At 34.4% G+C, this 6,620-nt stretch carries 7 protein-coding genes; all 7 read left to right on the top strand.

Going from position 1 to position 6,620, the window contains the following annotated elements; translation table 11 throughout:
- Positions 1–47: 47 nt before the first annotated feature.
- On the top strand, positions 48–1,076 hold the full coding sequence (locus COX95_03280) for a hypothetical protein (GenBank protein PIZ85669.1): 1,029 nt from the start codon (positions 48–50) through the stop codon (positions 1,074–1,076).
- 3 nt (positions 1,077–1,079) lie between these two features.
- The gene (locus COX95_03275) at positions 1,080–1,772 is read left to right on the top strand and encodes a hypothetical protein (protein ID PIZ85668.1); all 693 of its coding nucleotides are present in this window, start codon (positions 1,080–1,082) and stop codon (positions 1,770–1,772) included.
- Positions 1,751–2,338, top strand: coding sequence for a hypothetical protein (locus COX95_03270; protein ID PIZ85667.1), 588 nt, complete (start codon positions 1,751–1,753; stop codon positions 2,336–2,338). Before COX95_03275 ends, COX95_03270 begins: the two co-directional genes overlap by 22 nt.
- Positions 2,335–2,640, top strand: a complete 306-nt coding sequence (locus tag COX95_03265) for a hypothetical protein (GenBank protein PIZ85666.1) — start codon at positions 2,335–2,337, stop codon at positions 2,638–2,640. The genes COX95_03270 and COX95_03265 overlap by 4 nt, the downstream gene beginning before the upstream one ends.
- A gap of 2 nt (positions 2,641–2,642) precedes the next feature.
- Complete coding sequence (locus tag COX95_03260) at positions 2,643–4,424, top strand: type II secretion system protein E (GenBank protein ID PIZ85665.1); 1,782 nt, start codon at positions 2,643–2,645, stop codon at positions 4,422–4,424.
- Positions 4,425–4,477: 53 nt separating this feature from the next.
- The gene (locus tag COX95_03255) at positions 4,478–5,533 is read left to right on the top strand and encodes a type IV pili twitching motility protein PilT (protein ID PIZ85664.1); all 1,056 of its coding nucleotides are present in this window, start codon (positions 4,478–4,480) and stop codon (positions 5,531–5,533) included.
- Position 5,534: 1 nt separating this feature from the next.
- Positions 5,535–6,620, top strand: a 1,086-nt coding sequence (locus COX95_03250) for a pilus assembly protein PilC (GenBank protein PIZ85663.1), incomplete at its 3' end; no start/stop codon positions are given.

Below are 6,620 nucleotides of genomic sequence, written 5' to 3'. Positions count from 1 at the left end.
CTTATTATATTTATGTTATTCTTAAATTAAGATAATGGAGAAAAAAATTGGGAATCCTAGGTGGATCAAAAGATTTCTTTGGAATAGATATCGGTGCTTCATCGGTTAGATTAGTTCAGCTTAAACATTCGGCTGGACGTTATAATCTAGTAAGCTATGGTGGAGTAAATATACCTATCGGTTTGTCTCAAAGTGATAGTCCTACCGATATGAAGCAATTATCCGAGATAATTAAAAAACTAGTTAAGGATTATAAGGTTAGCACTAAAAATGTTGTCGCAGCTTTACCTGGTTCTGATACATTTACGGCAATTGTTAAAATACCTCAAATGTCCTCTTCTGATATAGGAAAAGCTGTAAAATGGCAGGTAGAGCAAAATATTCCTTTAAAGATTGATGAAATTAGATATGATTGGCAAATGATTAATCCTGCCACTGGTGATTCAAGAGAAATGACAGTGATGATATTTGCTGCACCTAATGACAAAATTAACCGTTTAATGAAAATATTAGAAGGTGCTGATCTTTCAGTGCTTTTTATTGAGTCATCCTCGGTTGCTTTAAGTCGTTCCTTAGGTCAAACACAGGGTTTAAAAGCAATGGTTGTTGATATAGGCGCTATGACTACTGAAATTGCTATTGTGCAGGACGAAATCATTTTCCACTCCAGAAGTTTACCTGTTGCAGGTTACGCTTTTACTAGAGCAATGTCTCAGAATTTAGGTTTGGATTTAAATCAAGCTGAACAGTTTAAAAGAAAATTTGGTTTAGCTAAAGAAAAGCTAGAAGGCGAAATATTAAAAAATCTACAGCCTCTTTTAAATGGAATTGTTGATGAAATAAAAAGGTCAATGAAGTATTATCAGGAGCAATTTAATGACAGTGTTGAAAAGATTATTCTTTCCGGTGGTAGCGCCCGTCTTATAGGATTAACTGCATATCTTTCGGAGATTTTAGAAACAGATATTCAGATAGGTGCACCTTGGGCAGATATTTCTTATCCTGCATCAATCCAGCAAAGTATTATGGATACATTTACAGAATATTCAACGGCCGTAGGTTTAGCAAAAAGGTAAGTTATGAAAATTAATTTACTCCCCCTAAAAAAAGAACAAGAGAAACAGAGAAAAAAGATAAGCATTTCTTTAATCTCCGTATCTTTTATAATTCTGGCTGTTTTAGGAGGGATATTTTTTATTGTTTTTGGAACAAATTTGTATTTGAAATCACGAATTAGTTCGCTCAGCAATAAGATTAAAGAAAAAAATGATGGTATCGGACAGTATTCCAAGATAGAGACAAAAGTAAATAATGTGGTTACCGGCTTAGATAATATTAAGCAAATTTTAGATAGCCGTATAAATTGGGAAGATCTTTTAGCTGAGATAGAAACATTTATGCCGAAAGAATCTTTTTTAACAAGTTTAGCAATTACTAGGGAAGATATAACATTTAACGTTAAAACACGATCTATCGGTAAAGTCGCAGAATTTATTGAGTCTTTGCGTAATTATGAAATATCAATTACTGATTCTAGCAATAACCAAGATCAATCTGTAACGGCTACTAATGATGTGAGTAATACTGCTACTAGCTCGGATGAGGATGACCCAAACAAAGTTAAATTATTTAATAATATAGACATTTCTGACTATGCTAAGGAAAATAAAAGTATTGATGTTGGAGAAGGGAAGATGGAACAAGTTACTTATTATTCATTAGAAATAAAAGCAAAAATTTCAGAGGTATTATGGTCGAAGAATCAAAAATAGAAAAATATTCCTCATATGCTTATATAATATTTGGACTTTCGCTTGTAATAACAATCGCTGTTTTACTTTTTATCATAAAACCATTATGGGAAAATAATAAAATCAAACAAGGTGTTGTAAAAAACAAGGAATCTAAATTAAGCTATCTCGAAGATAAATTAGGCAAACTTGAGAAACTAAGTTCCAAAGAAAATGAAATAAATGATATTAATAAGAAAATTTCCGCTGCTTTGCCCACATTTAAGGATAAATCAAAGCTATTTATGCAATTTGAAGGTTTAAAAGTTGATAATGGTTTTTTTAATGCAAGTTTTGGAGGGGGCTCTGATTCTGCTAATGCTGAAAATACTATTACAGGTGTCAGCGAAATGTCATATTCTTTAGAGACCAAAAGCATAACCTATGATTCTTTGAAAAATTTTCTTAAAAACTATAAAAGCGCTTTAAGATTATTAAGAGTTGATAGGTTAGATATTAAATTGGCTGAAGAAGGCAAAGAAATTATAGGATCTCAAATGGATGTGAAAACGTTTTATCGTTCTTCGGACAATGGAGATCAGCAATGAATAAAAACAAAAATACTCAGGTAGCCGTTATAATAATTTCCATCGCTATATTGATTGGCTGTGCTTACTTTTTAATCCAATCACTTGGGATCGGTAAAAGTAAAACACAAGCTAGTGAAGATCAGACAGAAACTATACCTGCTCCATTTGATGTAAGTGTGTTTGATAATAATCCAGACGATCCAAGAGTGCAAACACTAAATAAATTGAAAGGCTATAAAGACTATGTGGTTCCAACGCCAACTGATCTTGTGAAGCCTAATCCTTTTAAAGAAGAAGTTTCCACGGAAACACAACAATAATTATGTTTATTAAAGACCAAAAAAGATTTGAAAATTTTCTAGTAGAGCTTAAAATTTTAACACCTCCACAGCTGGAAAATATTAAAGCGGAAAGCGCAAAGACAGGAAAAACCATAGATGAAGAGGTTCTTGCTAAAGGTTTAGCTTCAGAGGAAGATATTATAAAGATTAAGGCATTGTCATCTGGCATTCCTTACGTAAACCTAAGCAGTAAAAGAATTGACGTTAAAGTATTAAGAGTTCTAAGTAAAGAATACTGTGAAAGACACTCAGTAGTTCCTTTTGATATAGTTACTGGCCAGCTTAAGGTTGCAATGTTAGATCCTTATGATGTTCAGACGATTGATTTTATTGAGAAAAAAACTTCTCTTATGGTAATTTCTCATATTGGATCAAAGAAAAGTATTCAATTTGTAATATCACAATATCAGAATTACCAATCTGAATTAGTAGAGGTTTTAAAAGGTATTGATGATGGTTCTAAGGAAGCGGAAGATATTAAACAAGAAGAGAAATCAGATCAGCAAGATGTAGAAAAGATTGTTCAGGATGCTCCAATTACAAGGGCAGTAAATACTATTCTCGAATTTGCTGTCAAGTCTAGAGCTTCTGATATTCATATTGAGCCTCGCGATAAAGTGATAAAAGTTCGTTATAGGGTTGACGGAATATTACTGGATGTAATGACGCTGTCCAAGCATATTCATCCGGCCTTAATTTCAAGAATTAAAATTCTTTCAAATCTTAAAATAGATGAACATCGAGTCCCTCAAGACGGTAGATTTCAAATTGATCTTGAAAATCGTGAGATTGATTTGAGGGTTTCTATTTCTCCAATAGTTTTTGGTGAAAAGGTTGTTATCCGTCTACTCGATAAGTCAGGCAAGCTTATTACTTTGGAAAAATTAGGATTGGCAGGTATTGCTTTTAAGCTTGTAGATGAAGGCTCGCGAAAACCTTGGGGTATGATTCTTTCTACCGGTCCTACCGGTTCAGGAAAATCAACAACTCTTTATGCTGTTTTAAGTAAAATTAATTCTGCGGCTGTGAATATAGTTACCCTTGAAGACCCCGTTGAATATAACATCGATGGTATTAATCAGATACAAGTTAATCCAAAAGTAGGACTTACTTTTGCGTCTGGATTAAGATCAGTTTTAAGACAAGACCCTGATGTTATTATGGTTGGAGAAATTCGAGATAAAGAAACAGCAGATCTTGCTGTTCAATCTGCATTAACGGGTCATGTTGTTTTATCAACATTGCACACCAATACAGCCTCAGGCGTTCTTCCTCGTCTTCTTGATATGGAAATTGAACCATTTCTTATTGCTTCTACGGTAAATACCGTTGTGGGTCAAAGGTTAGTTAGGGTAATCTGTTCAAAGTGTAAAGAAGAATATAAGGCTACACAAACAGAAATAGACGCTGTAAAGAGTACTGTAGGGAGCTTGCTTCCTAAAAAAGGAGACTCTCACGCAGATAAAGCTTTTGAAGATTTAGGATATAAAGGTTTACCATTTGTTGATGTAACGCCTTACACTCTTTATAGAGGTAAAGGGTGTGAAGAATGTCGTAACACGGGCTATACTGGAAGAATTGGAATTTTCGAAGTATTTCATGTTTCAGAAAAAATGGGCAAATTACTTTTAACTAATGCAACTAGTGACGATATTGAAGATGCGGCAGTTTCAGAAGGCATGATAATTATGAAACAAGATGGTTACCTTAAGGCGTTGGCAGGTATTACAACATTACAGGAAGTTGCCAGAGTAGCAAGATAACGCTAAAAATAATATATAAATATAATATTGATAAAATTTTAAGAAGAACAAAAATGAAAATTGAAGAACTAATTGAAGAAGTACTTAATCAAAATGCCTCAGATTTGCATCTTTCTGTTAATTTACCCCCGACTATAAGAGTAGACGGTTATTTAAGGTCGCTAAATCAGTATTCCAAGCTTTCGCCAACCGAGATCAAGGATCTTACTTTTTCCATTCTTAATGATATCCAGAAGGAAATTCTTATTAGAGATAAAGAAATAGATTTTTCCTTCAGTCACGGTGATATAGCAAGGTTTAGGGCTAATGCTTATCATCAAAAGGGCTGTTTAAGCTTAGCTTTAAGGCTTATACCTGTAAAAATTAGAACAATTGACGAATTAGGGGTACCTAAAATTTGTAATAGATTTACAGAATATTCTCAGGGTTTTGTGCTTGTTACGGGTCCCACGGGTCATGGAAAGTCTACAACTCTTGCGGCAATGGTTGATAAAATTAACGAGGAAAAAGGCGGTCACATAATAACCGTTGAAGATCCTATTGAATATAACCATGTTAATAAAAAAGCTATTATTGCTCAGAGAGAATTGCATTATGATACCCGTTCGTTCGCCTCTGCCTTAAGGGCCATACTTAGAGAAGACCCGGATGTTGTGTTGGTTGGAGAGATGAGGGATCTTGAAACCATTTCAACCGCGATTACTATCGCAGAAACCGGTCATTTAGTATTTGCAACATTACATACTAATAATGCTACACAGACAGTTGATAGAATAATTGATGTTTTCCCGGCTCACCAACAGCAGCAAATCAGAACTCAGCTGGCTGGTATATTAGTGGGGATAGTATCACAAAGATTAATTCCGGCGATTGGCGGAGGTAGGGTTGTGGCAAGTGAAATTTTGATGATTAATTCTGCAGCCAGAAATATTATCAGGGAAGCTAAAACTCATCAGTTGGAAGCAGTGATACAAACAGGAGCTGATCAGGGTATGCAAACCATTGATTCTGATTTAGCTAGGTTAGTCAGGTCAGGAAAAATATCCATGGACGAGGCAAGAAATTATGCGTTAGATCTCCATCAATTAGAAAGATATTTAATGAAATAATATGCAAAAATTTACCTACAGAGCAAAAAATAATACTGGAGAAACTCTAATAGGTGAAATAGAGTCGACTAGCGAGAATTCGGCCGCACGTGTACTTATTACAAAAAAGCTTTTTCCGATTGAGATAAAGAATATTACCGCAAGAACAGAAAATCCTTTAGAAAAAATCCCTTTTTTATCTTTTTTAGACGGTATCTCAAAGAAAAAGAAAGCCGTAGCCATGAGACAGCTTTCGGCTCTTATAAATGCCGGACTATCTTTAACCCAATCTTTACTTACCATGTCTAAAGAGTCCGGTAATCAAAAACTAAAAAATGTTTTTAATGATGTTCTTCGTGATGTAGAAGGCGGAACTTCATTAACTCAGGCTTTTTCAAGTCACCCAAGGGCTTTTTCTCCCCTTGATATTAGTCTAATTAATGCAGGGGAGAGATCCGGAACGCTCGATAAAGTTTTAAAAAGATTAGCTAACCAGCTCGAAAAAGAAGCTGAATTAATTTCCAAACTTCGAGGCGCTATGATTTATCCTGCCTTTGTTTTGATAGCTGTTGTCGGAGTTATAGCCTTAATGCTTTTATATGTTGTGCCGAAATTAACTGAGCTATATCAGGATTTTAAAGGAAATATTCCGGCAGTAACTCAGTTTTTAATCAATCTAAGTAATTTTTCTAAAAGTTATTGGTGGGCTATTATTTTAATTATTGTAGTTACAGCCGCCGGCTTTAAGTCTTTTATAAATACAGAAATTGGCAGAAAATATTGGGATTTTTTCAAAATAAAAGCACCTATATTTAACGTGCTTATTGTTAAGATATATCTTGCAAGGTTTACTAGAACTTTAGGCACATTGATCGGGGCAGGTGTTCCTGTTTTGGATTCTTTAAGGATAACATCCGATTCTGTTGGTAATGTGGTATATAAGCAAGCATTGTTAGATGCTACTGAAAAAGTAAAGAGTGGTACTGCTTTATCGACACCTCTTGCTGATTCGTCTTTGTTTCCAGCTACAGTTAGTCAAATGATTAAAGTTGGGGAGCAAACAGGTGATATAGATGGTATGTTAGATAGTTTAGCTAATTACTATGAA

This window comes from bacterium CG_4_10_14_0_2_um_filter_33_32 (genome assembly GCA_002792735.1).
GTDB lineage: Bacteria > Patescibacteriota > CPR2_A > CG2-30-33-46 > CG2-30-33-46 > CG2-30-33-46.
The sequence above is the reverse complement of the archived record's forward strand: the minus strand, read 5'-3'. Positions and strand labels throughout refer to the sequence as shown.